The following is a 25,286-nucleotide window of genomic DNA, read 5'->3' on the forward strand; positions in this document are numbered from 1 at the left end:
GCCCCGCCCCGCCGCGTTCCCTTGAGACGTGCGGACCCTCTCCTCCCATACCCGCCCCGACCTCCCCACCCGCCCCTCCTCCCCCCTCTCCACCGCCCTCGCCGCCACCTCCGCCGCCGCCCTGATCGTCCTGCTGACGGTGCTCGTCCCGGTGAGTTCGCTCGCCGCCTGGTCCGAGCTGGAGATCGGGGACAGCGACCGGTTCGTCGCCACCATGGAGCCGCTCGCCTCCGACCCCGCCGTGCAGGACGCCGTGGCCGACCGCATCACCCAGCAGGCGATGCGCCAGATCGACGTGGGTCCGCTGGAGGGTCAGGTACGGGACCTGCTCCACGACGCCGTACGGTCCTTCACCACCACCGCCTCCTTCCGCGCCGCGTGGCGGACCGCGAGCCTGGCCGCGCAGTCCGCCGCGAACCAGGTCCTCACCGAGGACACCGACAAGGCGGTGACCCTCGACCTGGCGCCCGTCACGGAACAGGTGAAGCGCCAACTGCGGGACGACGGGGTGCCGTTCGCCGACCGGATTCCCGTACGGCACACGGAGATCACGGTCCTCAAGGCCGACGGGCTCGGCGGCCGGCGCGACGTGGTGCAGGGGCTGCGGACGGCAGGTGTCTGGCCGGCCGTCGGGACGCTGGTCGTCGCGGTCCTCGCGGTGGCGGGGGCCGCGTTCCACCGCCGGGAGGGGCGGAGGCGGCGGGCCCGGCGGGCGCTGGTGGTGGCCGGCACCGGGTTCGCGGCCGGCGGGCTGCTGCTGTTCCTCGCCGTGGGGGCGGTACGGGGCTACACGCTGGACGGCCTGCCGAACGACGGCGACCGGGCGGCTGCGGCCGCCGTGTACGACGCGCTGACCTCCTCGCTCCGTACGACGTCCTGGGTCGTGCTCGCCTCGGGGCTCGCAGTGGCGGTCGTCTGCTGGTTCCTGGGGACGGGGCGGGCCGGCCGTCTGTGGCCGCGGCGGTTGAACCGCCTACGCGGGCGCCGCTCCACACACCGCTCCACCGGGCGCTTTACTTAATCTTTATGCCGATTCATTCGTCCCAAATTTCCCTTTTGGGCCATTTGGCGCATGGTGGGGATATGAGCCAGAACACAGCACACAGGCCCCCCCACACGGGCATGGGCAACGGATCGAGCGCGAGCAACGGAACTGGCATGGGTACCGGGACCGGAGCAGGCACCGGTATGCACGCGGGAAGGACTGCGAGCCGCTGGGTGGGCGGAAGCTTCATGGCGGGGATCCTGATGCTCGTCGCGGGTGCCACGGAGATCCTCCAGGGCGCCGTGGCGGTCAGGTCGGACAACGTGCTGAACCGTGTGACCGGCTACGCCTACGCGTTCAACCTGGACGCGTGGGGCTGGATCCACATCGGGCTCGGCATCCTGGTCGCGGTGGTCGGCCTCGGCATACTCGCCGGGTCCAGGCTCGCCCGCTGGGTGGGGCTCGGACTGGCGATGGTGAACCTGGTCGCCCAGTTCATGTTCCTCTTCTACCAGCCGGTCTGGGCCGTAGTGGGCATGGCACTGTCGGCGTTCATCATCTGGGCGCTGACCACGGACCGGGTGACGTCACCTCAGATGCGGTGACACCTCGGAGCCGTACCGCCTGATGTGTCGTCGACCGACCGTCCATCACTACGGGCATACCTGGGGACAGCAGCCTCTTGGCTACTGTCCCTGTATGCGTGCCCGGTCCGGCACGGCGTGCCCCACCGGGCGAGAGCCCACCGAGCGAGAGGCCGGCCCCTTGGACAGCACGGGCAGCGACACCGTCGTCCCGCACCAGCTCGGCCACCCCTCCGCCGCGCCGCCCACCGCGCGCCCGGCCCACCAGCGCCTCCTGATCTGGGCCACCGCGCTCTTCCTCGCCGCCGCCACCCTGCTCGTCGCCTGCCGCGCCGCCGGCGTCGACGCCGTCACCCCCGTACCGCAGCTCCTCGCCTTCCTCCCCTGGCTCCTCGTCCCGGCCGGGGCCGCCCTGCTGCTCACCGCCCTGCTGCGCTGGCGCGCCGGGGTGGTCTGGGCGCTGGTGCTGCTGGGCGGTACGGGGTGGTTCGTCCGGCCGTACGACGCCGGCGCCACCGGGCCGCGCGGTCCGGCGCTCGCGCGGGTGGAAGTGCTCACCTCCAACGTCGAGTTCGGGCAGGCGACACTCGGGCTGATCGCCGCGATCCGCCGGGAGAAGCCGGACCTGGTCTTCGTCCAGGAGTGCGAGTTCATCTGCGCGCGGCTGCTGGACACGGAGATCCCGCGCTCGGCGTACCCGTACCGCCATGTCGTGGAGGCCGGCGGCGCCGAGGGGTCCGCGATCTTCTCCGTCTTCCCGCTCACGCACACGGCCGGCATCGACGGCACGCTCGCCATGCCCGGCTCCGACGCGCGCATCGGCGGCCGTACGGTCGGGCTCCAGCTCGCCCACCCGCTGCCGCCCGTGCCCGGCGGGGTCGACGACTGGCGGGAGGAGCTGGGCCGGGTCCGTACGTACGCCGCCGCGCACCGGCAGGGGCCCGTCATCCTGGCGGGCGACTTCAACGCCACCCGCGACCACGCCGCGTTCCGGGACGTCCTCGACGCGGGCGGGCTGCTCGACAGCGCCGCGCTGGGGGGCGCGGGGCGTACCCCGTCCTGGCCGTCGGACGCGCCGCGACCGCTGGGCGCGCAGATCGACCATGTGCTGGTCAGCGATGACTTCTCCGTACGGGACGCACGCTTCCTGGACCTCGCGGACACCGACCACCGGTCGCTGCTGGTGAGCCTGGAGCTGCACGGGAAACAGGACGGGAAACAGCACGCGAAATGAAGAGCACCGAGGTGCGCTTGTGGTCAGGGATTGCGAGGATCGACATCATGAGCACCCCGCAGAGCAGCGACAACCAGATCTTCCAGAACATCAACGACCTGGTCGCGGAGGAGCGCGCGCTGCGCGACCGCTCGACCGACCACCTCGGCCTCGGCGCCGAGGACCGCGAGCGGCTCCGCGCGGTCGAGGTCCAGCTCGACCAGTGCTGGGACCTGCTGCGCCAGCGCCGCGCCAAGTCGCAGTACGGCGAGAACCCGGACGACGCGGCGGTGCGCCCGGCGAGCGAGGTGGAGGGGTACCAGGGGTAGGGGGTGCCGGGAGTGTCCTGCTCGGGACGGCGATAGGCGAAGCTGACCGCCATGGGAGAGAACCCGAAGTCCCGGCACCCGTCCCGGCCGTCGTCCGGGCACCCGTCCCGGCCCTCGCCGAGGCGACCGTCCCGCCACCCCGGTGCCGTCGCGCGGCGCAGGGCCGCCGCCGCCGCGGCGCGGCTCTCCCCGCCCGCCTGGCTGCTCGACAACCTCCGCCCCCAGCCCGCCCCCGTCCGCTGGCCCGCCGTCGCCCGCGCCTCCGTCGCCCTCGCCGCCCCCCTCGCGGTCGGCTTCGGCACCGACCACCGCGCGGACGGGGCGCTCGTCGCGCTCGGCGCCCTGAACGGTGTCCTCTCCGACACCGCCGAGGCGTACCGGATGCGGATCCTCCACGTGGCGGTCCCGCAGTTCTTCGGCGCGGTCGGCGTCACGCTCGGCTCGCTCGTCTTCGGACAGGAGTGGACCGCCGTCGGTGTCCTCGCCCTCGTCGCGCTCGTGTCCGGCATGATCTCGTCCATCGGCGCGGTGGCGTCGTTCGCCGGGCTGCTGCTCCTGCTCAACGCCGTCGTCGGGGCCGGTCTTGACCTGCCCGCGCCGTGGTGGAAGCCGCCGCTGCTGATCGTGCTCGGCGGCCTGTTCGTCCTCTTCCTCTCGCTGCTGGCCTGGCCGTTCCGGGTCGGCGTACCGGAGCGGGCGGCGGTGGCGGGGACGTACCGTGCCACCGCCGATCTGCTGGAGGCCTCCGCCGCGCCCGACCCGGAGTTCGACGGCCGCCGCCGGGCCGTGACCCTCGCCCTGAACCAGGCGTACGACCTCCTGCTCGCCCGCCGCGCCGGCGACCACGGCTGGCGCGGACCGCTCGTACGGCTGCTCGCGCAGCTCAACGTGATCATCCCGCTGGTCGAGGCCGCGCACCTCCGGGGCCGTACGCCGCCGCCCGAGGTGACCGGGGCCGTACGGCACCTGGCGGACCTGGTCGCCGAAGGCCGTACGGGCGAAGGGGTGCTGAACCTGCCGCCTCCTAGGACGGCGTCGGACCGCGCCGTCGACACCGCGCTGCGGCACGTCGCGGCGGTGGTGCACGAGGCGGACGGCGATCCCCGCAACCCCGCCACCATGGACGACCGGCTCGGCCGCCCGGCGGCCCTCCCCGTCCGCGTCCGCCGCACGACGCGCAACGTGCTGTTCTCCGAGGCGTCCTGGCGGTACGGGCTGCGCCTCGCGCTCTGCGTCGGCCTGGCGCAGACGCTGGTGGCGGTGATCCCCGTACAGCGGTCCTACTGGGTGGCGCTGACCGTCACCTTCGTCCTGAAGCCGGACTTCGGTTCGGTCTTCTCGCGCGCGGTGCTGCGCGCGCTGGGTACGGCGGTGGGACTGGTCGTGGCGGGGGTGGTGCTGGCGGAGGTACCGATCGGCTGGTGGGACGTGCTGGTCGTCGCGCTGCTCGCGCCGCTGATCCCGGCGGTGTCGGCGAAGGGGTACGCGTTCCAGACGGCGGCCATCACGCCGGTGATCCTGCTGATCTCCGACGTCCTCAACCGCCAGGGCTTCGACCTCGTGGCGCCACGGCTGGTGGACAGCCTGATCGGGTGCGCGATCGTGCTGGTCGCGGGCTATCTGCTCTGGCCGGAGAGCTGGCACACCCGCCTCGGCCACCGGCTGGCGGACGCGGTGGAGGAGACGGCGGACTACGTGAGGCGCGCGTTCGGGATGCCCGACGCGACGGGGAAGACCGCCGACCAGGCGGAGGTGGAGCGGGCGCGGCGCCGCATCTACCGGGACCTGTCGACCGTACGGACCGAATTCCAGCGCGCGCTGACCGAACCGCCGCCCATCGGCAGGCGCGCGGCGGCCTGGTGGCCGCTGGTCGTGGCGACGGAACGGATCGTCGACGCGACGACGGCGGCGCGGGTGCGCGTCTCGTACGGCGCCCGGGCGCCCGCCCTGGCGGAGGCGGCGGATATCGCGGACCAGTTGACGGACATGGCGGAGCGCCTGCGGTCGAGCGAGGTGCTGGTGGAGGTACGGGGGGAGCCGGCCGGGGACGGGGAGGAGAGCGTGCTGGCGGGGCTGCGGCAGGAGGTAGGGGCGGCGAAGGCGATCGCGTCGCCGGGGCGGGGGACCTCACTCATGTGAGGCCCGTGTCGCCCGACACCTTCAGCGACACCCAGACGCACTTGCCGGGACCGCGCCGTGGAGTCACCCCCCAGTCGTCGGCGAGCGCGGCGACGAGGGCGAGGCCTCTGCCGCACTCGTCGTCCAGGTCGGGTTCGGCGGTACGGGGCAGGGGCAGGCGGTCGCCGGCGTCCTCGACCTCCAGCCTGAGCAGCCCCTCGGCGCGGTGGAGGGTGACGGCGATCTGCCGTCCCGGCGGGCTGCCGTGGCGCAGGGCGTTGGTGACGAGCTCGGAGAGCAGCAGCGCGGCGACGGCGGCGGTGTCGCCGGTCAGCCCCGTACACCTCCGGAGCGCGTCCCTGGCGCGGGGGACGCTGCGGGGGTGGCGGGGGAAGCGAAACGTCACGGAGCGGTCGTAGCGGGGGCGGGGGTCGCCGTCGAGGTTCATGGAAGGGACCTTCCCTTCGGCGGCCCGTTTTACTTTCCGTACAACAAGGGTGACGAAGGGTTATGCGGTGGGGTGCGGTGCGGGGGTGGTGACCCGCGGGTCACTGTTGTCCTCAATCGCCGGACGGGCTTGATTTGCGGCTGCGGGCCGCGCTCCGTGCAGGTCACCGTTGTCCTCAAACGCCGGACCGGCTTGGATTTTGCCGCTGCGGGCTGTTGGCACATACGCGGGCGAGACCGAGGCTTCCTCAAGCCCGGCCGGCACCACTAAGCCCGTCCGGCGTTTGAGGACAACAGTGACCGGCAGCGGGCAACACCCGCGGGGGCCATTCGTGCGCGGCGCAGCCGTCAGTGCCCCTGGAGGCGGTCCATATCGCGGCGTTCGCGCTTTGTCGGGCGGCCCGCCCCCCGGTCCCGCGCAGCGACCGGCGCCACGAACTCCTTCGGAGGCGGCGGCGGACTGTTGTCCACGAAGCACTCCACCGCCACCAGCGGCCCCACCCGCTTGCGGACGACGCGCGAGACGACCACCACCCGGTCACGCCCCGCGTGCCGCAGACGCACCTCGTCGCCCACCCGAACCGCATGCGCCGGCTTGACCCGCTCGCCGTTCACGCGGACATGCCCCGCCCGGCACGCCGCCGCGGCCTGGGAGCGGGTCTTGGTGAGCCGTACCGACCAGATCCAGGTGTCCGCCCGCGCCGAGCCGACGCCGACGCCGACGCCCACGCCGACGGACGCCGTCCCGTCCGGTACCTCAGCCGAAGAAGCCATGCCTCCAGCGTATCGAGACCCCGCCGCCCCCCGGGCGACTCCGGACACCGCAACAAGTCCGCAACGCATCCGTGGCACCTCACCGCGCACTCGCGGCTACTATGCGCTCGATCTTCCATTTTCGCGGCCGGACCGACCCGCAGAAAAAGATCTGTTTCTGACATGCCGACACATGTCGTGCCAGAGAAGGACGCGCAGGACACGGGGCCCTCCCACCGCGGCACGACGCACTTCCGGAAGCAGTGAACGCCATGCGCAGCAACTCCGGCAGAGGGCTCCAGCCCAATGTCCTCGGTACGTTCGACACCATCGTCATGGCGGTCGCGGGCAGCGCGCCCGCCTACTCCCTCGCCGCCACCACCGCCGTCCTCGTCGCCTCCGTCGGACTCGCCGCGCCCGCCGCGCTCCTCTACTGCGCGATACCCATGCTCGGCATCGTGCTCGCGTACGGCCGCCTCGGCCGGCTCGACGCGAACGCCGGAGCCGCGTACTCCTGGGTCGGCCGCACCCTCCACCCCGCGCTCGGCTTCCTCTCCGGCTGGGCGCTCGTCGTCTCCGCCACGATCTTCATGGTCGCCGGATCGCTGCCCGCCGGCGCGATGACCCTGGCGCTCTTCGACACCGACCTCGCCAACAACACCGGGCTCGCGCTGCTGGTCGGCGGCGGCTGGTTCCTGATCATGCTGCTGGTGGTACTGGGCGGCGCCCGGCTCACCGTACGGGCGCAGCTCCTGCTGTCCGGCGTGGAGCTGGCCCTGCTCCTGATGTTCGTGCTGGCCGCCCTCGCCCACCACGGCGCCGCCGTCGCCTTCGACTGGTCCTGGCTGGGGTTCAGCCACTTCGACGGGCCGTCCGGCTTCGCCTCGGGCGCCCTCGTCGCCGCCTTCTACTACTGGGGCTGGGACGTCACCAGCAACCTCAGCGAGGAGACCCGCAACAGCCGCAGGACCGCCGGGCTCGCCGCCCTCGTCGGCATCGGCATCGTCTTCCTCCTCTTCGAGGCGTTCACGATCGCCGTCAACGTCATCCTCACCGAGGACCAGATCATGGCGGGCAGCGCCAACGTCCTCGGCATCCTCGGCGAGGCCATCTGGCCCGGCGTCGGCGGCAAGCTGCTGATCGTGGCCGTGATGCTGTCCACCGTCGCAACGCTGGAGACCACCCTCATCCAGGTCACCCGGTCGCTGTTCGCGATGGGCCGGGACCGTACGATGCCGTCCGCGCTCGGCCGGGTCCACCGCACGTGGAACACCCCCTGGGTCGCCATCACCGCCGTCGGGATCGTGGCGTTCGCCCTGCTCGCGGCGGCGAGCGCGCTCGGCTCGGTCACCGAGATCCTCTCCGACGCCGTCACCGCCATCTCCCTCCAGATCGCCGTCTACTACGGCCTGGCCGGCATCGCGGCCGTCGTCGCGTACCGCAAGGTGATGTTCCGCTCCCTCGGCGACTTCTTCTTCGGGGTGCTCTGGCCGCTGCTCGGCGCGCTCTTCATGTTCTGGATCTTCTTCGAGTCGCTGAGCGAGCTGACCACGACCGCGATCACCATCGGGATCGGCGGTCTGGCCGTCGGCCTGGCACCCATGATCTGGTACTGGCGCAAGGGCAGTCCGTACTACCGCCCCGCGAAACTGGACGCCGCGCGGGTGCCCGACGACCACCATCACGAGCCGTACGCCGACTCCGCCGCCGGCCGCCCCGACCGGTCCGACCGGTCCGGCGAGTCCCTGTCGACCGACTTCTGACGGGGACAGGGACCGCAGCCATGGCGGAGCACCGTCACCGCGCCCCCGGCAAGGGCCGCACGCCGGGGAAGGGCCGCACGCCCGGGAAGCAGAGCGCGCCCGACTTCGACCCGGACTTCGGCGACCTGCCGCTCACCGAGGCGCGCCAGGACATCGTCATCGGCCGCTGGCAGGGGGTACGTGACCTCCTGCGCGCCACCGGCACCGACTGGCCGCGCCGGACGCACCGCCAGCGCATCCTGTCCCACGCGGCGGCGGGCAGCTCGGCCGTGGAGTCCTGGCGGGCGGCGGAACCGGACAGTCCGGACGCGGCGGTGCTGCGGGCGGCGACCGAGGTCGTACGGGTCTTCAACCAGGCGATCGCGGCCGGGCGCGGCATCGGCATCGACCAGGCGCGGCTCGACGGCGCGGTCCTGACCTGCCTGGACGCGGCCGACGCCAGCCCCGCCGACCCGATGCCGTGGGTCTCGCTGCTGACGGTCGCCCGGCTGTACGAGGGCGGGATCACCCAGAGCGAGCTGCGGCGCTGGTGGGACGAGATGCGGCGGCGCGACCCGTACAACATGGAAGGGCACGTGCAGCTGCTGCGGTACTTCTCCGCGCGGTGGCACGGCACGCACGGCCGGATGTACGACTTCGCCCGCGACGCGGCGGGCGCGGCGCCGCCGGGGTCCTCGCTGTCGGTGCTGGTGCAGATCGCGCGGGTGGAGGAGTTCCGGCATGTCGCGGAGGGCGCGCGGGGGCGGCGGCCCGTACGGGACTTCGGGCAGCACTGGCACCACGAGCTGGCGGTGACCGAGGTGCGCAGGACGTTCGAGCGCTGGATCGGCGGGCGGGCGGCGGGTCCTGTCGTACCGGAGGAGGTGGGGGAGCTGAACTACCTGACGCACGCGGCCTGTTACGCGGGGCTGGACGGCGAGGCGCGGGCGCTGTTCGAGCTGCTGGGCGCGCGGGCGGCGCGGGTGCCGTGGTCGTACACGGGGGACGCGGCGGAACAGTTCACGGCGTTCAGGGCGGCGCGGCTGGAGGGCTGACGTACGCGCTGACATGGCTCGCGTACGACCGGGGTGGCGCCGGTCCGAGTCGGCGCCACCCCGGGGTGGGTCAGGCGGGTCGGGCCGGTCAGACGCCGATGTCCCGGCCGTCCTTGCGCCACACCGCGACCACCGACGGACGGACGATCCTGCCGGGTCCGTCCGGCCACGCGCTCGCGGGCTTCTCGACGCTCGCGCCGTCGAGCTCCCCCGGGTGCTGGACGGCGACCAGGACGCGGCGGTCCTGGATGATCGGACCGCACGTCTCCGCGCCGTTCGGCATGGTCAGGAACTGCTTCAGCTCACCGCGCCGTTCGCCCTGCGTCGCCACGCCGAACAGGCCGTCGTGCGTGCCGAGCGCGTTGCCGTCCGTGGAGATCCACAGGTTGCCGTGCGGGTCGAAGGCGACGTTGTCGGGGCAGGAGATCGGGCTGACCTTGTCCTTGGGGAAGCCCGCGAAGTACGTCGCCGGGTCCTTCGGGTCGCCCGCGACCAGGAAGAGCCGCCAGGCGAAGCCGTCGCCCGCCGGGTCGTCCCAGTTCTCGGCCAGTTCGAGGATCTGGCCGTGCTTGTTGGCGTTGCGGGGGTTGGCCTCGTCGGGGCCCGCCTTGCCCGCCTTGCCGCGGTCGGTGTTGTTCGTCAGCGCGATGTAGACGCGGCCGGTGCGCGGCGAGGGCTCGACGTCCTCGGGGCGGTCCATCTTGGTGGCGCCGACCTTGTCGCCCGCGAGGCGGGTGAAGACGTACACCTCCTCGGCGGTCATGCCGGGGACGTGCGAGACGTCGCCGGTGGCGAGGGGGATCCACACGCCGGAGCCGTCGAACTCGCCGTCCGCCGGGAGCTTGCCCGTACCGTCGAACTCCCCCGCCGGGGAGTCGCCGGTGAGCTTGGCGACGTACAGCGTGCCCTCGTCCAGGAGCGTGAGGTTGTACGCGTGGTCGGCGCGGCTGCCGCCCTTGCGCATCCGCTTGGAGGAGACGAACTTGTAGAAGTAGTCAAAGCGTTCGTCGTCACCCATGTAGACGACGGGGCGGCCGTCGGCCGTCAGGCGCGGCTGCGCGGCCTCGTGCTTGAAGCGGCCGAGCGCGGTGCGCTTGCGGGGCGTGGACTCCGGGTCGTACGGGTCCAGCTCCACGACCCAGCCGAAGCGGTGGACCTCGTTGGGCTCCTGCTTGACGTCGAAGCGCTTGTCGAACAGCTCCCACTTGCGCTCGGTGGCGCCCGTGCCGATGCCGTAGCGCAGGTCGGTGGTGCTGGAGGCGTTGGCGAAGTACTGGTTGAAGTTCTCCTCGCCGTGCAGCGTGGTGCCCCACGGGGTGGTGCCGCCGGCGCAGTTGTTGAGCGTGCCGAGGACCTTGGTGCCCGTACGGTCGGCGGAGGTACGGAGCAGCTCGCCGCCGGCGGCCGGTCCGGTGAGGCGGAACTCGCTGGTGGCGGTGAGGCGGCGGTTGAGCTGGTGGCGGGTGACAGCGGTGAGCTTGCCGCTCCCGCGGTCCTCCTCGACCACGACGACGGACAGGCCGTGCGCGGCCCAGGCGATCTCGACCTGCTCGCGGGTGGGCGCGGCGGCGCTGTAGCCCTTGAACATCAGGATCTCGTCGGTGTACTCGTGGTTGGCCACGAGTACCTGGCGGCCGCGCTCGCTCTTGAGCGGGAGGAGGCTCAGGAAGTCGTTGTTGTAACCGAACTGGCCCGCCTGCGCCTTGGCCGTCTGCTTGTCCGGGTCGAAGGCGGGGGCGCCGCGCAGGATGGGCTCGCCCCAGCGGATGACGACGTGCTGGCTGTAGCCGGCGGGGACGGTGACCTGGTCGGCGAGGTTGGGCGCGACGGGGGTGAAGCGGAGGCCGCGGGCGCCGTCGGGGGTGTTGCCGTGTCCGCTGTCGCCGTGACCGTGGCCGCCGGTGGCCGCGGCGGCGGAGGCCGGGGTGTCACCGGTGCCGACGGCGAGGGCGGTGCCGGTGGCGGCGGCGACGGTCACGATGCCGGCGGCGCGCACGAGGGAACGTCTCGACAGCGCACCGGCGATGACGTCGCCGAGGTACTCGTTGTCGGTCTTGTTCGGGACCTCGTGGAAACAGGCGTCGCCGCAGCGGTACTTGCAGGTGAGGGCGGAGCGCCCACCCGGGTGTGACGATGAACTGATCAGCGGCAGAAATTTGCGCACTTTACCCCTCCGATGGTGCGTGAACTCGCACGTCGTCGCGTCGCCGGGCAGGTCGCCGGGCAGGTCCTCGCCCTGACAATCCGACAAGGTGTCGGGATGTCCCGGCGGTGACGCTAGGTGCGGCGGCCACCACGGTGGCGGCGCGGGGGTGAAGGCGGGATGAACGCGGGGCGGACGGATGGTCATGGCAGACCCATGGCTGTACCACGTGTTGACGGTGTTGATGGTGGGGTTGTCGTAGCCGGGAGGTACGTTGACGCTGACGCTGACCGCGCACACCTCTGGCCGCTGATCGCTCACCCGATCGGATGCCGGGTCCGACGCCCGGTCCGACCCTGCCGAAGATCGCCGGGGACGGCCGCTAACCTTACGTATCCGCCCTGGCCAGGGATGCCGCTTTCCCGGGGGCGGGCACGCACCCAACTCATCTGAAAGGCCTCGCCCATGGGCATTCGGAGCTTGCTGCGCAAAGTGTTCGGACGCGACCGTGCGGAGGAGCGTCCCGAGTCGTCGGCAGCGTCCGTCCCGCCCCAGGCCGACCGTACGGAAGCGGTGTCCACGCCGGAGCCGGTGTCGACGCCGGAACCGGTGAGGGCGTCGGCGACGGCGTCGGCCTCGGCCTCGGCGTCGTCCCCGCCGGCGAGCCAGGCGACGACGGTGCCCGCGCCCGCGCCCGCGCGAAAGACGCCGTCGCCGGAGGATGCGGCGGCGGAACTGGTGGCGGCGGCGTTCGACAACCCCCGCCCCCCGAAGCCGGACCCCACGGTCCCACCCCAGGCGACCCGCCCCCAGGAGCCCCAGCCGACCCCGACACTCCCGACCCAGAAGTCGACGGGGCCCTCGGAGCCGACGGTGGGGACGGAGCCGGAGGCGGCACCCGCCGCCACGCCCGAGCCGGTCGCCGAGGCGACGCCGCTCGCGACGGAGCCGGTCGCGCTGGACAGCGACAACCTCACGGCAGAAGCGGCACCTGCCGAGAGCGCCGGCGCAGGCGCCGTCACCACGACCGAGCCGGTCGCGACCGACCCGATCGCCCTCGACAACGACGACCTCGCCGCCGAGGCCGAGACGGCACCTGCGGCCGCGACGACCCCCGTGGCCGGGGCCGCTGACGAATCGGCGGCCGACATGGACGCCGACACCGCCGCCGAGCCGGTGTCCGCCCGCGAGCCCGTCGCGACGGAGAGCACCACGGACACCGCACCGGTCGCGACGGACCCGGTCGCGCTGGACAGCGACGACCACGCCGCCGAGGCGGCGCCCGCCGAGAACACCCGCGCAGCCGCCGCAGACGCGGACGACGCCCCCGAGGCCACCGCCCCGCAGGGCGACGAGAACCCCGGCGAGGCCGGGGCGGTCCTGGCGACGCCGGACACCACGCCGGTCGCGACCGACCCGATCGCGCTGGACAGTGACGACACCGCCGCCGAGGCGGTCGTACCGACGCCCGAGGCCGACACCACGCCGGTCGCGACCGAGCCGGCCGCTTTGGGCACCGACGACCAGACGGTCGAGGGGGCGGCCGACGCCACCACGACCGAGCCGGTCGCGACCGAACCGATCGCTCTGAACGACGACGACCTCGCCGCCGAGACCGAGACGGCGACTACGGCCGCAACAACCCCCGTGGCCGGGGCCGCTGACGAACCGGCGGCCGACGCGGACCACGCCGTCGAGCCGGTCGCCGTGACCGAGCCCCTCCCAGTGGACACCACCCCGGTCGCCACCGAGCCGATCGCCCTGAACCACGACGACACCGCCGCCGAGACCGTCGTACCGACGACCGACGCGAACGCCCCGGTCGAGCCGGTCGCCACGACCGACACCACCGAGGCCGACACGACACCGGTCGCGACCGAGCCCATCGCCCTGAACAACGACGACACCGCCGCCGAAACGTCCGCCCCGGCGGACATCGCCCCGGCGCCCGTCGCCCTCGCGGGCACGGCGGGCACGGCGGGCACCCTGCCCGCAGCGCTCCTCGCCCACCACTCCGCCGCCGGCGAGGCCCTCCGTACCCACGGGCTCGAAGGGGCCCGCGCCGTCGTGTATCTCGTTCTCGACCGTTCCGGGTCCATGCGGCCCTTCTACAAGGACGGCAGCGCCCAGCACCTCGGCGAGCAGGCCCTCGCCCTCGCCGCCCACCTCGGGGACGGGAACACCACCGTCCACACCGTCTTCTTCTCCACCGACATCGACGGCACCGCCGACCTCTCCCTCTCCTCCTACGAGAACGTCGTCGACGCGACCCACGCGCGCCTCGGCCGCCTCGGCCGCACCAGCTACCACCGCGCCGTCGAAGAGGTCGTCGCGCACTACGAGAAGTCCGGCGCGACGGACCCCGCGCTCGTCGTCTTCCAGACCGACGGCGCCCCCGACGCCAAGCAGCCCGCCCGCCAGGCCCTCGTGGACGCCGCGGGCAAGCCCCTGCACTGGGCCTTCGTGGCCTTCGGGGAGCACGACTCCAAGGCGTTCGACTTCCTCCGCAAGCTGGGACTCGGCAACGTCGGGTTCACGCACGCGGGCCCCACCCCCCGCGAGGTCCCCGACGCCGACCTCTACCGCGACCTCCTCGCCGGCTGGAAGCCCGCGAAGCCGTAAGCGAGACCGAGCACGCACAAGCGAAACGCCGCCGGCCCCGCGTCCCCACGCGCGACCGGCGGCGGTCCGCTTTATGGGGGCCTATGGGGGGCCTATGGGGGGCCACTCTATGGGCGGTCCACTTTATGGATGTGAAGCCACCACCACCGGCCCTATACCATTTCGACCATGGCGGCCACTGGATCCGAAGAGCAGGGTGGGAAGGCGTATTACGTCACCACCCCCATTTACTACGTCAACGACGCTCCTCACCTGGGCCACGCCTACACGACCGTCGCAGGGGACGTGCTCACCCGCTGGCACCGCCAGCGCGGCGAGAAGGTGTGGTACCTCACCGGCACGGACGAGCACGGTCAGAAGATCATGCGCACCGCGGAAGCGAACGGCGTCACCCCGCAGGCCTGGTGCGACAAGCTCGTCGAGGAGTCCTGGAAACCCCTCTGGGAGCACCTGAACATCGCGAACGACGACTTCATCCGTACGACGGAGAAGCGGCACACGGACCGGGTACGGGAGTTCGTGCAGGACCTGTACGACAAGGACGAGATCTACAAGGGCGGCTACGAAGGCCCGTACTGCGTGGGCTGCGAGGAGTACAAGCTCCCCGGTGAACTGATCGAGGACCCCGACGGCGTCAAGCTGTGCGCGATCCACAAGACACCGGTGGAGATCCTCAAGGAGGAGAACTACTTCTTCAAGCTCAGCGCCTGGGGCCCCAAGCTCCTCGCGCACTACGAGGCCAACCCCGGCTTCATCCAGCCCGAGTCCGCCCGCAACGAGGTCGTGAACTTCGTCAAGCAGGGCCTCCAGGACCTCTCCATCTCCCGCTCGACCTTCGACTGGGGCGTCCCGGTGCCGTGGGACGAGAAGCACGTCATCTACGTGTGGATCGACGCGCTGCTCAACTACGCGACGGCCGTCGGCTACGGCGCCAACCAGGAGAAGTTCGACACCACCTTCCCCGCCGACGTGCACCTCGTCGGCAAGGACATCCTCCGCTTCCACGCGATCATCTGGCCCGCGATGCTGATGGCGCAGGGCCTGCCCGTACCGGGCAAGGTGGCCGCCAACGGCTGGCTGCTGGTCGGCGGCGAGAAGATGTCCAAGTCGAACCTGACCGGCATCAAGCCGCAGGACCTCACCTCGCACTTCGGCGTGGACGCCTACCGCTGGTACTTCCTGCGGGCCATCGCCTTCGGCCAGGACGGGTCGTTCTCCTGGGAGGACTTCAGCGCCCGCTACACCTCCGAACTGGCGAACGACTACGGCAACCTCGCGTCGCGCGTCGCCGCGATGGTCGGCAAGTACTTCGGCGGCAAGCTGCCGGAGGCCACGGCGCCGGGCGACGCCGAGCAGGCCGTACGGGACGGGCTGGCGAAGGCCCTCGCCGAGGCGGACCGCAAGATCGGTGAGGAGCTGGACTTCGCGGGCGGGATCGCGGCGGTCTTCGACTTCGTCAAGCAGGTCAACGGCTATCTGACCGAGCAGGAGCCCTGGAAGGTCGCCAAGGACACGTCCGAGGCCGGCCAGGCCCGCCTCGCGACGATCCTGTACACGGCCGCCGAGGCCCTGCGCGGGGTCGCCGTCCTGCTCAACCCGGTCATGCCCGACACCTCGCAGAAGCTGTGGGACTCGCTCGGCGCCGCCGAGTCGCTGGGCGCGCTCGCGGACCAGCGGGTCCAGGAGGCGGCGGACTGGGGCCGCCTCGCGGTCGGTACGACGGTGACGAAGGGCGCGGTGCTCTTCCCCCGCCTGGAGGAGAAGCCCGCGTAGGCGCGGCGCGCGCAGGCAGGGGGTACGACCGTCGCGCAGTCCTGGCGGTCGTACCCCCGGCGGTCCGTGCCCGTGGCGGTACGGAACCGTCGCGCAGGCCCTCCGTACCGCGGCAGAACCGTAGTGGCAGGCCCGGAACCCCGGCGGTTCCGGGCCTGCCGCCGTTCGCGGCGCGGGACGGCCCCCGGCGCCAGGCCCGGTCAGTGCGCCAGCGAAACCTTGTCCCCCATCACCACCACCGGCCGCTTCCCCGGGTCCAGCGTCCGCAGCAGTTCCTTCATCCGGGGGCGCGCCAGCGAGACACAGCCCTGCGTCGGCCCGCCGTGGTCCACATGGATCCAGATGCCGCCGCCCTTCTCCTCGCCCAGGGGGCGGCCCAGGTGGCGGGGGGTGTGGCCGGGGCGGCGGTTGTAGTTGATGGCGACGACATAGTCGAAGGACCCCTCCAGCGGCTCGTCCTCGAAGCCGGTGCCGGAGATCGCGTAGTCGGAGGAGCGGTCGTACGGGAGTCTCGACCCCGGGTCGCGCAGCTCGCCGCCCGCGTCCGTGAGGCCGAACACCCCGATCGGCGAGCGCCGGTCGCCCGCGTCGTGGTCGTCGGTCCAGCCCCGCAGCCCGTTGTGGGCGGGCCACGGGCCCGACACGACCTGCCAGCCCGCCACCGGGTCCCGCTCGTAGACGAGGACGGTCGAGCGGTTGGAGTTCCGGGAGCGGCCGATGGCCACGACGGCCTGGTTGCTGTCCTCCGGGAGGCCGGCACGGGTCTTCGGGCCGAGGCCGGGAATCTCCGCCGGCGCGTCGGTACGGAGCACGTCGGCGCCCCGGTGCTCGGCGGCGGCCCGCTGGGCGGGGGGACCGCCGGCCGCCACGGCCTCCACCGGCCCCTTCCCGCGCGAGTCGGCGTCGCCCCGGTCGGGATCGGGCGCCGCGCACCCGGTGAGCAGCAGTCCGGTGGCCAGCAGCACGCCGACGAGGCGCGCCGGATGCGTCGAACGGGAGCGGGGTCTCATTTCGCCTTCCGGGGAAGCAGCAGCGAACACAGACGGTGCGTCAGCCGAGCGGTTGAGCCCGCACGATCACAGCTGCGCACAAAACGGCACGTACAGAACTATCTCACCTCACTCCACATCATCCATACATAAAGTCACCATAGACATCAAAAATGTGACCACCTGAGAACCGCCCCACCGCCGGGCCCCGGTGTCGGGTTGCCGCCCCTACTCAGGCCGGCCTGAGTGGGAGTGCTCATGCCCGGCGCGCCCGGCGCGGCGAGGATCGGTGCAGCGGCGCAGCCAAGAGCGCCGACCGGATCCCGCCGAAACGACCATGGAGAACCCCTCATGTCCCGTCGCATCATCCTGTCGCTGGCCGCCGCCGTCGTCGTGGTCGGAGGCGCAGGGGCCTTCGCGCTCTCGCAGACCGGGGAGCAGCCTCTCTCCCTGACGCACAGCACGGCCCGCTACGCGGCGCCCGACGGCGGGCGCGACGGTTCCCTGACCTTCACCACCGACGTGACCTCGCCCTCCGGCGTCAAGGACGTGAAGGTCCTGGCCTGGCCGGCGAAGTCCTCCTTCGCGAAGGACGGGCTGACCGCCAAGGACATGGCAGCCGTCGAATCGGCCGTCTGCGAGCCCTCGGGCGAGGACACCCTGCGCTGCACCTACACCACCGCCGTCACCGGCGCCGACGCGGCGGAGTCCCCGCGCGGCACCTGGCACGTCGCCGTTCTGGTCCACGCCAGGAACGGCACAACAACCCTGAACGACAAGGCGGCCGACTTCACCGTGGCATGACCACGCGTCCGCTATCCGGGCTCGGTCGTCTCCTGGGTGATCCAGGCCCGGTACGCCGCCGAGCCGCCGGTCAGGGGGATCGTGATCCACTCGGGGAGGTCGTACGGGTGGCTCTCCGCCACCCACGCCTCCAGCTCCGCGAGCCGGGCGGTCGTCGTCTTGTACGAGATGCGCCACTCCCTCGCGGTCTCGATCTCGTTCTGCCACCGGTAGTAGGCGGTCAAGGGCGCGTCGATGTGGGCGCAGGCCGCCAGCCTGTTCTCGACCGCGCCCCGCGCCAACGCCTGCGCCCGGGTCTCGTCGTCGATCGTCGTCTGCGCGATCACCGTGTCGGTGACGATCGGCGTCTCGGTGACGATCGGCGTCTCGGTGACGGGCACGGGGTCCGTGGCCATGTCTGCCTCCCTGGTTCGGTCCGACACCGATTCTGCCCGGCCCGGGACAGGGGTCGGCCCCCGGAACCTGGTGGTTCCGGGGGCCGATGTGACCGGAAGAGCGTCGGAGCCGTACCGGCCGCCGCTACTCGGCGGGCTTGACGACGGGCTTCGGCTCCGACTTCGCCACCGGCTTCCGCAGCGCCACGTTCAGTTCCCGCAGCCGCGACTCGTCCAGTTCCGTCGGCGCGCCCATCATCAGGTCCTGGGCGTTGCCGTTGAGCGGGAAGGCGATCGTCTCGCGGATGTTCGGCTCGTCCGCGAGCAGCATCACGATGCGGTCGATGCCGGGGGCGATGCCGCCGTGCGGCGGGGCGCCGAGGCGGAACGCGCGGAGCATGCCCGCGAACTCGTGCTCGACGGTGTCGCGGTCGTAGCCGGCGATCTCGAAGGCCTTGATCATCAGCTCGGGCTCGTGGTTACGGATCGCGCCGGACGACAGTTCGATGCCGTTGCAGACGATGTCGTACTGCCACGCCAGGATGTCCAGCGGGTCCTTCGTCTCCAGGTCGGACAGGCCGCCCTGGGGCATCGAGAACGGGTTGTGCGAGAAGTCGATCTTCCCGGTCTCCTCGTCCTTCTCGTACATCGGGAAGTCGACGACCCAGCAGAACCGGAAGACGCCCTCCTCGAAGTGCCCGGCGCGCTTGGCGGCCTCGACCCGGACCGCGCTCATGATCTTGGAGACCTCGCCGGACTCACCCGCGCCGAAGAAGATCGCGTGGCCGGGGGCGAGGGAGAGGCGCTCGGTGAGGACCTTGACGTTGTCCTCGGTGAGGAACTTGGCGATCGGGCCGCTCAGCGCGCCGTCCTCGCCGACCCGCACCCAGGCCAGGCCCTTGGCGCCCAGGCCCACGGCGTAGTCGCCGAGGCCGTCGAAGAACTTCCGCGACTGGCCGGCCGTGTCCGGCACCGGCAGGGCGCGCACGTGCTTGCCGGCGAACGCCTTGAAGTCGGAGTCCTCGAAGACGTCCGAGATGTCGCTCAGTTCGAGCTTGGCGCGCAGGTCGGGCTTGTCGTTGCCGTACTTGACCATCGACTCGCGGAAAGGGATCCGCGGGAAGGGCGAGGTGACCTCGCGGCCCTCGCCGAACTCGGTGAACAGCTCGGTCATGAGCTTCTCGATCGGCTGGAAGACGTCCTCCTGCTCGACGAAGCTCATCTCGACGTCGAGCTGGTAGAACTCGCCCGGCGAGCGGTCCGCGCGGGCGTCCTCGTCGCGGAAGCAGGGCGCGATCTGGAAGTAGCGGTCGAAGCCGGAGACCATCAGCAGCTGCTTGAACTGCTGCGGCGCCTGCGGCAGCGCGTAGAACTTGCCGGGGTTCAGCCGGGAGGGCACGACGAAGTCGCGGGCGCCCTCGGGGGAGGCCGCGGTGAGGATCGGCGTGGCCATCTCGTTGAAGCCGAGCGCGGTCATCTTGTGGCGGATGGCGGAGATGACCGCCGTACGCAGCATGATGTTGCGGTGCATGCGCTCGCGGCGCAGGTCGAGGAAGCGGTACTCCAGGCGCCGCTCCTCGTTGACGCCGTCCTCGGTGTTGATCGTGAAGGGCAGCGGGCCCGCCGCGCCCAGGATCTCGACCTCCGAGACCTCGATCTCGATCTCGCCGGTCGCGAGGTCCGGGTTCACGTTCTCCGCGCCGCGCGCCGAGACCGTACCGTCGATGCGGACGACGGTCTCCTTCGTGAGCTTGGACAGCTCCTCGTTCGCGGCGGTGCCGGGACGGGCGACGAGCTGGACGAGACCGTAGTGATCCCTCAGATCGATGAAGAGGATGCCGCCCAGGTCTCGGCGATTGTGCAGCCAGCCGCTCAGCCGGACGTCGGTGCCGACGTCAGAGGCGCGGAGCTCGCCGCAGGTGTGGGACCTGTACCGATGCATCGTCTTTCATCCAGTCTTCGCAACTCGGGGTCATGGTGGTTTGACAGCGCTGGTGTGTGACCGCCATAACCTTATCGCCCGCCGCTGAGGCCTCCTCATTGGCGTTTGCTCTACAGATGTTCATAAAGTGTGACAATGCGCACCGAGGAAGTCCTGGCCGCGATCGCGACCGGCATCTGGCGCTGGGACGACGCGACCGGCCGCGTCACCCTGGACGCCGAGGCGGCCCGGCTCCTCGGCCTGCCCGCGGAACCCGCCTCCCTCACCGCGTCGGGCGCGCGCTCCCACTTCCACCCCGTGGACTGGAACGAGATCCAGGGCATCGTCAGCCTCGCGGTCACGGAGGGGACCCTCGCCGAGGCCCGGCTGCGGATCATGAACGAGAAGGGCCGGGTGCTCCGTACCGTACGGGCGCGGTCCAAGCCGGTCGTCAGGACGCTGCCCGACGGGGTCCAGGTGTACGAGCTGATCGGCACCCTCCAGGAGGTCGCCGAGCCGCGTCCCGGCACCGCCATCGAGGGCGGCTCGATCACCGGGGACTGGCGCAGGTCCCGCGAGGCGTTCCTGCTCGACGCCGGGCGGGCGCTGGCGGAGGCCCGCTCCACGGCCGAGGTGCTGCGGGTCGCGTCGTCGCTGTCCATGCCGGGCTTCTCGCCGGACGGTCTCGCGGTGTTCAGCACCTCGCCGTCGCAGGAGCCGCTGCGGATCGTCGGCCTGCTCGGGAACACGCTGGCGGACGCGGACAACTTCGCCGGCCTGACGGTCGCCTCCGACTATCCGGCGTCCGAGGTGATCAGGACGGGCCGGGCGATCTACCTGCCGACGGCGGAGGCGTACAAGGAGCGTTACCCGGGCATATGGCCGCGCATCGAGCCGTTCGCGCGCAACTCCTGGGCCTTCTTGCCGCTGACCGTCGCGGGCCGCACGCTCGGCACGTGGATGGCCGCGTTCAAGAACCGCGTGGCGTTCTCGCCGGACGAGCGCTCCGTACTGAACACGGTCGCGCGGATGCTGGCGCAGGCGCTGGCGCGCGCGGGGGTCACCGAGAGCGAGCGCGAGCTGTCGCTGGGGCTCCAGCGCTCGATGATGCCGACGCTGAACACGGACATCCCGGGGATGTCGGTGGCGGCGCGGTACGTGCCGACCGGCGGCGGGCTCCAGGTCGGCGGCGACTGGTACGACATGATCCCGCTGCCGGGCGGCACGACCGAGGCGGAGGGGCGGGGCAGCGGGCGGTTCGCGCTGGTCATCGGGGACGTACAAGGGCATGACGTACGGGCGGCGGGGCTGATGGGGCAGCTGCGGATCGCGCTGCGCGCGTACGCGGCGGAGGGGCACCGGCCCGACGCCGTGCTGTCGCGGGCGTCGCGGTTCCTCGCGGGGATGCGGCAGTTCCCGGGGCCGGACAGCGACGGAGGTACGGGGGCGGTGGCGCCGTACACCGTGGCCGGGGACGATTCCGCGGACTCCACCATGACCGACGAGGAGTACGAGAAGACAGGCCCGCGCTTCGCCACCTGCCTGTACATGGAGGTCGACCCGGAGAACGGGACGCTGGAGATCGCGCGGGCGGGGCATCTGGACCCGGTGTTCCGCATGCCGGACGGGACGGCGTTCATCCGGCAGACGGCGGGCGGGCTGCCTCTGGGCATCGAGGCGGACTCCGACTATCCGACGACGCAGATCACGCTCCAGCCGGGGGAGCTGCTGATGCTCTGCACGGACGGGCTCGTCGAGACGGGCGGCCACGACCTGGCGACCGGCTGGGACCGGCTGCGGCCGGTGCTGGAGGGGGACACGGGCTCGTCCCTGGAAGAGCTGGCGGACGCGCTGATGGGCGTGGTGCACGGCCCCGGCTCCCACTACATGACCGGGCCGCTGCCGGAGCACCGGGAGGACGACATCGCGCTCGTCCTGCTCGCGAGGGACGGCTCGCAGCCCCGCGCCGACCGGCAGCCGCCGCCGCGGCGCACGGCGCTGACGATCGCGCAGGCGGAGCCGGAGCGGATCGCGGGGGCGCGGCGGCAGCTGCGGGACCTGCTGCACGACTGGTCGGACGACGAGCAGGTCGACGCGGCGGTGCTGATGGTCTCGGAGATGGTCACGAACGTCCTGGTCCACACGGACGGGGACGCGCTGCTGGTCGCCGAGGCGGCGGGCGAACGCGGCGATCGCCGCCTGCGGGTGGAGGTGGCGGACGTGAACGACGAACTTCCGCATCGGCGGCGGCCGGGCGAACTCGCCTCCAGTGGGCGTGGGCTGGTGCTGATGGAGGTGCTGGCGGACGCGTGGGGGGTGAATCCGCGGGGGGAGGGGAAGTCGATCTGGTTCGAGCTGTACGAGTCGGAGGACCACGAGCCCGACGACTCCCTGCCGGGACGGACGCGTGACGTGGGGGCGCCTGAGGCGGGCGGGCCTGAGGCCTGAAGCGGCGGGGCGCCTGGCGTGGGTGCCCCTGACGCCTGACGCGGCCTGCGGCCTGCCTTGTCCTCAATCGCCGGACGGGCTTGATGGGCCCACCCTGACCGGACGCGGCCGACGTCCACGCCTTGTCCTCAAGCGCCGGACGGGCTGGGCAGGGCCCCTGCGTCACCGGGTCCGCCGACTCCCGGCCCGGCTGGACGCGGAACGCGGCCTGCGGCCGCGCTTTGTCCTCAATCGCCGGACGGGCTTGATTCGCCCGCCCCGCGTCAGCGGCTCCGCCGGGCCCCCCGCCCCCACCTGAACCACCCACGCCACCGCTCCCACCACCCCGAGCCACCGAACCCACGCGAACGTGCGGATTCACGACCCGGGACGGCCCCATCAAGCCCGTCCGGCGCTTGAGGACCAAGCGCGGCCGCAGGCCACGCCGGCCCACCCGCAGACCCACCACCCAGCCCAGCCACACCAAGCCCGTCCGGCGATTGAGGACAAGGCAAGGCCGCAGGCCACGCCGGCCCACCCGCAGACCCACCACCCGGGTCGGCCACTCCAAGCCCGTCCGGCGATTGAGGACAAGGCAAGGCCGCAGGCCACGCCGGCCCACCCGCAGACCCACCACCCGGGTCGGCCACTCCAAGCCCGTCCGGCGATTGAGGACAAGGCAAGGCCGCAGGCCGCGCCGGCTCACCTGCGGATTCACGATCCGGGGCACCCATATCAAGCCCGTCCGGCGATTGAGGACCAAGCGTGGCCGCAGGTTGCGGCACATCGCCCGGCGCAGTCGGGTCGTCAGGGGCCTCCGGGGGAGGCGGACCGCTTCCGCCAGGGGTGTCGGGGCCCCCCGGAGGCGGGCCGCCCGGGCCCATGCGGAGGCGGGCCTCCGACAAGACCCCCAGCGCCGCCGCGGTCAGCGGCACCGCCAACAGCGTCCCCAGAATCCCCGCCGTCCCCGCCCCCGCGGTAATCGCCAGGAGGATCACCGCCGGGTGCATCTGGACCGTACGGCTCTGGATCAGGGGCTGGAGCAGGTGCCCCTCCACCGCCTCCACCACGATCAGCACCGCCAGCACCCACAGCCCGATGACAAAGCCGCGGTCGGCGATCGCGACCAGGACGGCGACCGAGCCGGAGAGCAGCGCGCCGACAAAAGGGATGTACGCCCCGACGAAGACGAGCGCACCGAGCCCGATGGCCCCGGGCACCCGCAGGATCAGCAGCCCGGCGGTAATGCAGACGGCATCGATAAGGGCGATGAGCGTCGTCCCGTGCATGAACCCCGACACCGCCCGGAACGCGTGCCGGGCCATCGCCTCGACCGTCTCCCCCGTCGACGCCGGCGCCAGCGAGCGGAACGCCCGCGCGATCCGCCCCCCGTCCCGCAGGAAGAAGAAGATCAGGAGCAGCGCCAGCACCGCCGTGGCGATCAGTTCCGCCACCAGGCTGATCCCGTTGACCACCTCGGACGCCGCCGTCGCCCCGTACCGCGAGAGCAGCGACTTCGCGTTCTTCGCGAGGTCGTCCAGCGACGCCCCCGCGAACCCGAAGTGCTCCGACAGCGTCTTCGCCGCGTCCCGCACCGACGCGACGATCTGGTTCCCGTTGTCGACCAGCGCGTTGACGACGATGTACCCCGCGCCGCCGACCACCACCACGACACACAGGCACGTGAGAAAGGCCGCGACCGACCGGTTCACCTTCAGCCGGACGAGCCACCCGTACACAGGGCCCAGCAGCGCCGTACCGAGAATGGCCAGCAGCACCGGCGTCACGACCGCCTTGAGCGTCAGCGACAGCCAGATCACCACCGCCCCCACCGCGGCGGCCAGCACGATCACCCCGCACCAGGCGGCGAACCGCGAGGCACCCCGGGGCAGCAGCGGCGACGGCGAGGGCATCTTCACCCGCCCACCCGACCACGCCGGCCCCCGGTCCGGCGGCCTGACGCGCCCGCCGCACCGGAGGCCGGTGGACCCTGCTTACTGCACGTGCGGGACCGGCACGGTCCCCAGCCGCCCCGCCTGGAAGTCGTCGAACGCCTGCTTCAGCTCCGCCTGGCTGTTCATCACGAACGGCCCGTAGTGCGCCATCGGCTCACGGATCGGACGCCCGCCGAGCAGCACGACCTCCAGATCCGGCGTGTTCGAGTCCTGCGACTCGTCCGCCCGTACGGTCAGCGAGCCGCCCGCCCCGAACACCGCGGTCTGCCCGGTGTGGACCGGCCGCCGGTCCGTACCGACCGCGCCGCGCCCCGCGAGCACGTACGCGATCCCGTTGAAGTCCTCGCGCCACGGCAGCGTGACCTCCGCGCCGGGCCGCAGCGTCGCGTGGACCATCGTGATCGGCGTGTGCGTGATGCCGGGTCCCTCGTGGCCGTCCACCTCACCCGCGATCACCCGCAGCAGCGCACCGCCGTCGTGCGAGGTCAGCAGCTGCACCTGGCCGCCGCGGATGTCCTGGTAGCGGGGGTTCATCATCTTGTCCGCCGCCGGCAGGTTCACCCACAGCTGGAGGCCGTGGAACAGCCCGCCCGACAGCACGAGCGACTCCGGCGGGGTCTCGATGTGCAGCAGGCCGGAGCCCGCCGTCATCCACTGGGTGTCGCCGTTCATGATCGTCCCGCCGCCACCGTTGCTGTCCTGGTGGATGAAGGTGCCGTCGATGATGTACGTGACGGTCTCGAAGCCGCGGTGCGGGTGCCACGGGGTGCCTTTCGGCTCCCCGGGTTGATAGTCCACCTCACCCATCTGGTCCATCATGATGAACGGGTCGAGATGGGTGTAGTTGATCCCCGCGAACGCGCGGCGCACCGGGAAGCCCTCTCCCTCGAAGCCGCCGGGCGCCGTCGAGACGGCGAGCACGGGACGGGCCACGGCGTCGGCGGGGGCAGCGACGCGCGGCAGGGTCAGCGGGTTTTCGACGGTCACTGCGGGCATGAGGTCCTCCTCGATGATGTCAACGCTCAATTTAGTTGAACGGTGAACATCTGGCA

At 72.0% G+C, this 25,286-nt stretch carries 18 protein-coding genes and 1 pseudogene; 11 read left to right on the forward strand and 8 right to left on the reverse strand.

From position 1 onward, the window contains the following. Window positions 1-28 precede the first annotated feature (28 nt). The 5 genes from OG349_RS17525 to OG349_RS17545 all read left to right on the forward strand — a co-directional run bounded on the left by OG349_RS17525 (window position 29) and on the right by OG349_RS17545 (window position 5,250). Window positions 29-1,021, forward strand: coding sequence for a hypothetical protein (locus OG349_RS17525; protein WP_327235505.1), 993 nt, complete (start codon window positions 29-31; stop codon window positions 1,019-1,021). Window positions 1,022-1,233: 212 nt separating this feature from the next. Further along, the gene (locus OG349_RS17530; RefSeq protein ID WP_237531260.1) at window positions 1,234-1,590 is read left to right on the forward strand and encodes a DUF7144 family membrane protein; all 357 of its coding nucleotides are present in this window, start codon (window positions 1,234-1,236) and stop codon (window positions 1,588-1,590) included. Between the two features lie 94 nt (window positions 1,591-1,684). Beyond that, a complete protein-coding gene (locus OG349_RS17535) occupies window positions 1,685-2,803 on the forward strand; it encodes an endonuclease/exonuclease/phosphatase family protein (RefSeq protein ID WP_327235506.1) in 1,119 nt (372 codons plus the stop codon). 47 nt (window positions 2,804-2,850) lie between these two features. Then, on the forward strand, window positions 2,851-3,111 hold the full coding sequence (locus OG349_RS17540) for a DUF2630 family protein (RefSeq protein WP_327235507.1): 261 nt from the start codon (window positions 2,851-2,853) through the stop codon (window positions 3,109-3,111). Window positions 3,112-3,162: 51 nt separating this feature from the next. Then, the gene (locus OG349_RS17545) at window positions 3,163-5,250 is read left to right on the forward strand and encodes an FUSC family protein (RefSeq protein WP_327235508.1); all 2,088 of its coding nucleotides are present in this window, start codon (window positions 3,163-3,165) and stop codon (window positions 5,248-5,250) included. Here OG349_RS17545 and OG349_RS17550 read toward each other — a convergent pair. Next, entirely contained in the window at window positions 5,243-5,677 is a 435-nt protein-coding gene (locus tag OG349_RS17550) for an ATP-binding protein (protein WP_327235509.1), read from the reverse strand. The genes OG349_RS17545 and OG349_RS17550 overlap by 8 nt on opposite strands. Before the next feature lie 347 nt (window positions 5,678-6,024). Further along, window positions 6,025-6,450, reverse strand: coding sequence for an RNA-binding S4 domain-containing protein (locus tag OG349_RS17555; RefSeq protein WP_327235510.1), 426 nt, complete (start codon window positions 6,448-6,450; stop codon window positions 6,025-6,027). 251 nt (window positions 6,451-6,701) lie between these two features. On the opposite strand from OG349_RS17555, the gene OG349_RS17560 reads away from it, so the two are divergent. Then, entirely contained in the window at window positions 6,702-8,192 is a 1,491-nt protein-coding gene (locus tag OG349_RS17560) for an APC family permease (protein WP_327235511.1), read from the forward strand. 20 nt (window positions 8,193-8,212) lie between these two features. Beyond that, window positions 8,213-9,226, forward strand: coding sequence for a hypothetical protein (locus tag OG349_RS17565; protein ID WP_327235512.1), 1,014 nt, complete (start codon window positions 8,213-8,215; stop codon window positions 9,224-9,226). A gap of 88 nt (window positions 9,227-9,314) precedes the next feature. On the opposite strand, the gene OG349_RS17570 is transcribed toward OG349_RS17565, so the two are convergent. After that, window positions 9,315-11,390, reverse strand: coding sequence for a PhoX family protein (locus OG349_RS17570; protein WP_327235513.1), 2,076 nt, complete (start codon window positions 11,388-11,390; stop codon window positions 9,315-9,317). A 444-nt stretch (window positions 11,391-11,834) separates the two neighbouring features. On the opposite strand from OG349_RS17570, the gene OG349_RS17575 reads away from it, so the two are divergent. Together OG349_RS17575 and metG are read left to right on the forward strand one after the other, a co-directional pair. Then, a complete protein-coding gene (locus OG349_RS17575) occupies window positions 11,835-13,991 on the forward strand; it encodes a VWA domain-containing protein (protein WP_327235514.1) in 2,157 nt (718 codons plus the stop codon). A 168-nt stretch (window positions 13,992-14,159) separates the two neighbouring features. Beyond that, window positions 14,160-15,764, forward strand: a complete 1,605-nt coding sequence (gene metG / locus OG349_RS17580; protein ID WP_327235515.1) for a methionine--tRNA ligase — start codon at window positions 14,160-14,162, stop codon at window positions 15,762-15,764. Between the two features lie 200 nt (window positions 15,765-15,964). Here metG and OG349_RS17585 read toward each other — a convergent pair whose 3' ends face one another. After that, window positions 15,965-16,774 (reverse strand): L,D-transpeptidase family protein, encoded by an 810-nt coding sequence (locus OG349_RS17585; protein ID WP_327235516.1) that lies wholly within the window; start codon window positions 16,772-16,774, stop codon window positions 15,965-15,967. A gap of 330 nt (window positions 16,775-17,104) precedes the next feature. On the opposite strand from OG349_RS17585, the gene OG349_RS17590 reads away from it, so the two are divergent. Further along, on the forward strand, window positions 17,105-17,557 hold the full coding sequence (locus OG349_RS17590) for a DUF5707 domain-containing protein (protein ID WP_327235517.1): 453 nt from the start codon (window positions 17,105-17,107) through the stop codon (window positions 17,555-17,557). Window positions 17,558-17,568: 11 nt separating this feature from the next. Here OG349_RS17590 and cutA read toward each other — a convergent pair whose 3' ends face one another. Both cutA and aspS read right to left on the reverse strand, forming a co-directional pair. After that, window positions 17,569-17,952 carry a divalent-cation tolerance protein CutA gene (cutA, locus tag OG349_RS17595; protein WP_327235518.1) on the reverse strand — a complete coding sequence of 128 codons (384 nt, stop codon included), beginning with the start codon at window positions 17,950-17,952 and terminating at the stop codon, window positions 17,569-17,571. Between the two features lie 124 nt (window positions 17,953-18,076). Further along, window positions 18,077-19,873 (reverse strand): aspartate--tRNA ligase, encoded by a 1,797-nt coding sequence (gene aspS / locus OG349_RS17600; RefSeq protein WP_327235519.1) that lies wholly within the window; start codon window positions 19,871-19,873, stop codon window positions 18,077-18,079. Between the two features lie 135 nt (window positions 19,874-20,008). Here aspS and OG349_RS17605 point away from each other — a divergent pair, with 135 nt between their 5' ends. Continuing rightward, window positions 20,009-22,300 carry an ATP-binding SpoIIE family protein phosphatase gene (locus OG349_RS17605; RefSeq protein WP_327235520.1) on the forward strand — a complete coding sequence of 764 codons (2,292 nt, stop codon included), beginning with the start codon at window positions 20,009-20,011 and terminating at the stop codon, window positions 22,298-22,300. 800 nt (window positions 22,301-23,100) lie between these two features. On the opposite strand, the pseudogene OG349_RS17610 reads toward OG349_RS17605, so the two are convergent. Further along, window positions 23,101-24,192, reverse strand: a pseudogene (locus OG349_RS17610) (AI-2E family transporter); the annotation flags it as partial. A gap of 81 nt (window positions 24,193-24,273) precedes the next feature. Then, window positions 24,274-25,230: a pirin family protein gene (locus OG349_RS17615; RefSeq protein ID WP_327235521.1), complete on the reverse strand. Its 957-nt coding sequence runs from the start codon at window positions 25,228-25,230 to the stop codon at window positions 24,274-24,276. Between the last annotated feature and the right edge of the window lie 56 nt (window positions 25,231-25,286).

It is taken from the genome of Streptomyces sp. NBC_01317 (genome assembly GCF_035961655.1).
Classification (GTDB): domain Bacteria; phylum Actinomycetota; class Actinomycetes; order Streptomycetales; family Streptomycetaceae; genus Streptomyces.

Excerpts from the sequence above, each read along its gene's own strand:
- OG349_RS17605 (WP_327235520.1), top strand. The coding sequence starts at position 20,009 with ATGCGCACCGAGGAAGTCCTGGCCGCGATCGCGACCGGCATCTGGCGC.
- OG349_RS17545 (WP_327235508.1), top strand. The coding sequence starts at position 3,163 with ATGGGAGAGAACCCGAAGTCCCGGCACCCGTCCCGGCCGTCGTCCGGG.
- OG349_RS17530 (WP_237531260.1), top strand. The coding sequence starts at position 1,234 with ATGGCGGGGATCCTGATGCTCGTCGCGGGTGCCACGGAGATCCTCCAG.
- OG349_RS17585 (WP_327235516.1), bottom strand. The coding sequence starts at position 16,774 with ATGAGACCCCGCTCCCGTTCGACGCATCCGGCGCGCCTCGTCGGCGTG.
- OG349_RS17560 (WP_327235511.1), top strand. The coding sequence starts at position 6,702 with ATGCGCAGCAACTCCGGCAGAGGGCTCCAGCCCAATGTCCTCGGTACG.
- OG349_RS17615 (WP_327235521.1), bottom strand. The coding sequence starts at position 25,230 with ATGCCCGCAGTGACCGTCGAAAACCCGCTGACCCTGCCGCGCGTCGCT.
- OG349_RS17555 (WP_327235510.1), bottom strand. The coding sequence starts at position 6,450 with ATGGCTTCTTCGGCTGAGGTACCGGACGGGACGGCGTCCGTCGGCGTG.
- aspS (WP_327235519.1), bottom strand. The coding sequence starts at position 19,873 with ATGCATCGGTACAGGTCCCACACCTGCGGCGAGCTCCGCGCCTCTGAC.
- OG349_RS17540 (WP_327235507.1), top strand. The coding sequence starts at position 2,851 with ATGAGCACCCCGCAGAGCAGCGACAACCAGATCTTCCAGAACATCAAC.
- OG349_RS17575 (WP_327235514.1), top strand. The coding sequence starts at position 11,835 with ATGGGCATTCGGAGCTTGCTGCGCAAAGTGTTCGGACGCGACCGTGCG.
- OG349_RS17535 (WP_327235506.1), top strand. The coding sequence starts at position 1,685 with ATGCGTGCCCGGTCCGGCACGGCGTGCCCCACCGGGCGAGAGCCCACC.
- cutA (WP_327235518.1), bottom strand. The coding sequence starts at position 17,952 with ATGGCCACGGACCCCGTGCCCGTCACCGAGACGCCGATCGTCACCGAG.
- OG349_RS17550 (WP_327235509.1), bottom strand. The coding sequence starts at position 5,677 with ATGAACCTCGACGGCGACCCCCGCCCCCGCTACGACCGCTCCGTGACG.
- OG349_RS17590 (WP_327235517.1), top strand. The coding sequence starts at position 17,105 with ATGTCCCGTCGCATCATCCTGTCGCTGGCCGCCGCCGTCGTCGTGGTC.
- metG (WP_327235515.1), top strand. The coding sequence starts at position 14,160 with ATGGCGGCCACTGGATCCGAAGAGCAGGGTGGGAAGGCGTATTACGTC.
- OG349_RS17565 (WP_327235512.1), top strand. The coding sequence starts at position 8,213 with ATGGCGGAGCACCGTCACCGCGCCCCCGGCAAGGGCCGCACGCCGGGG.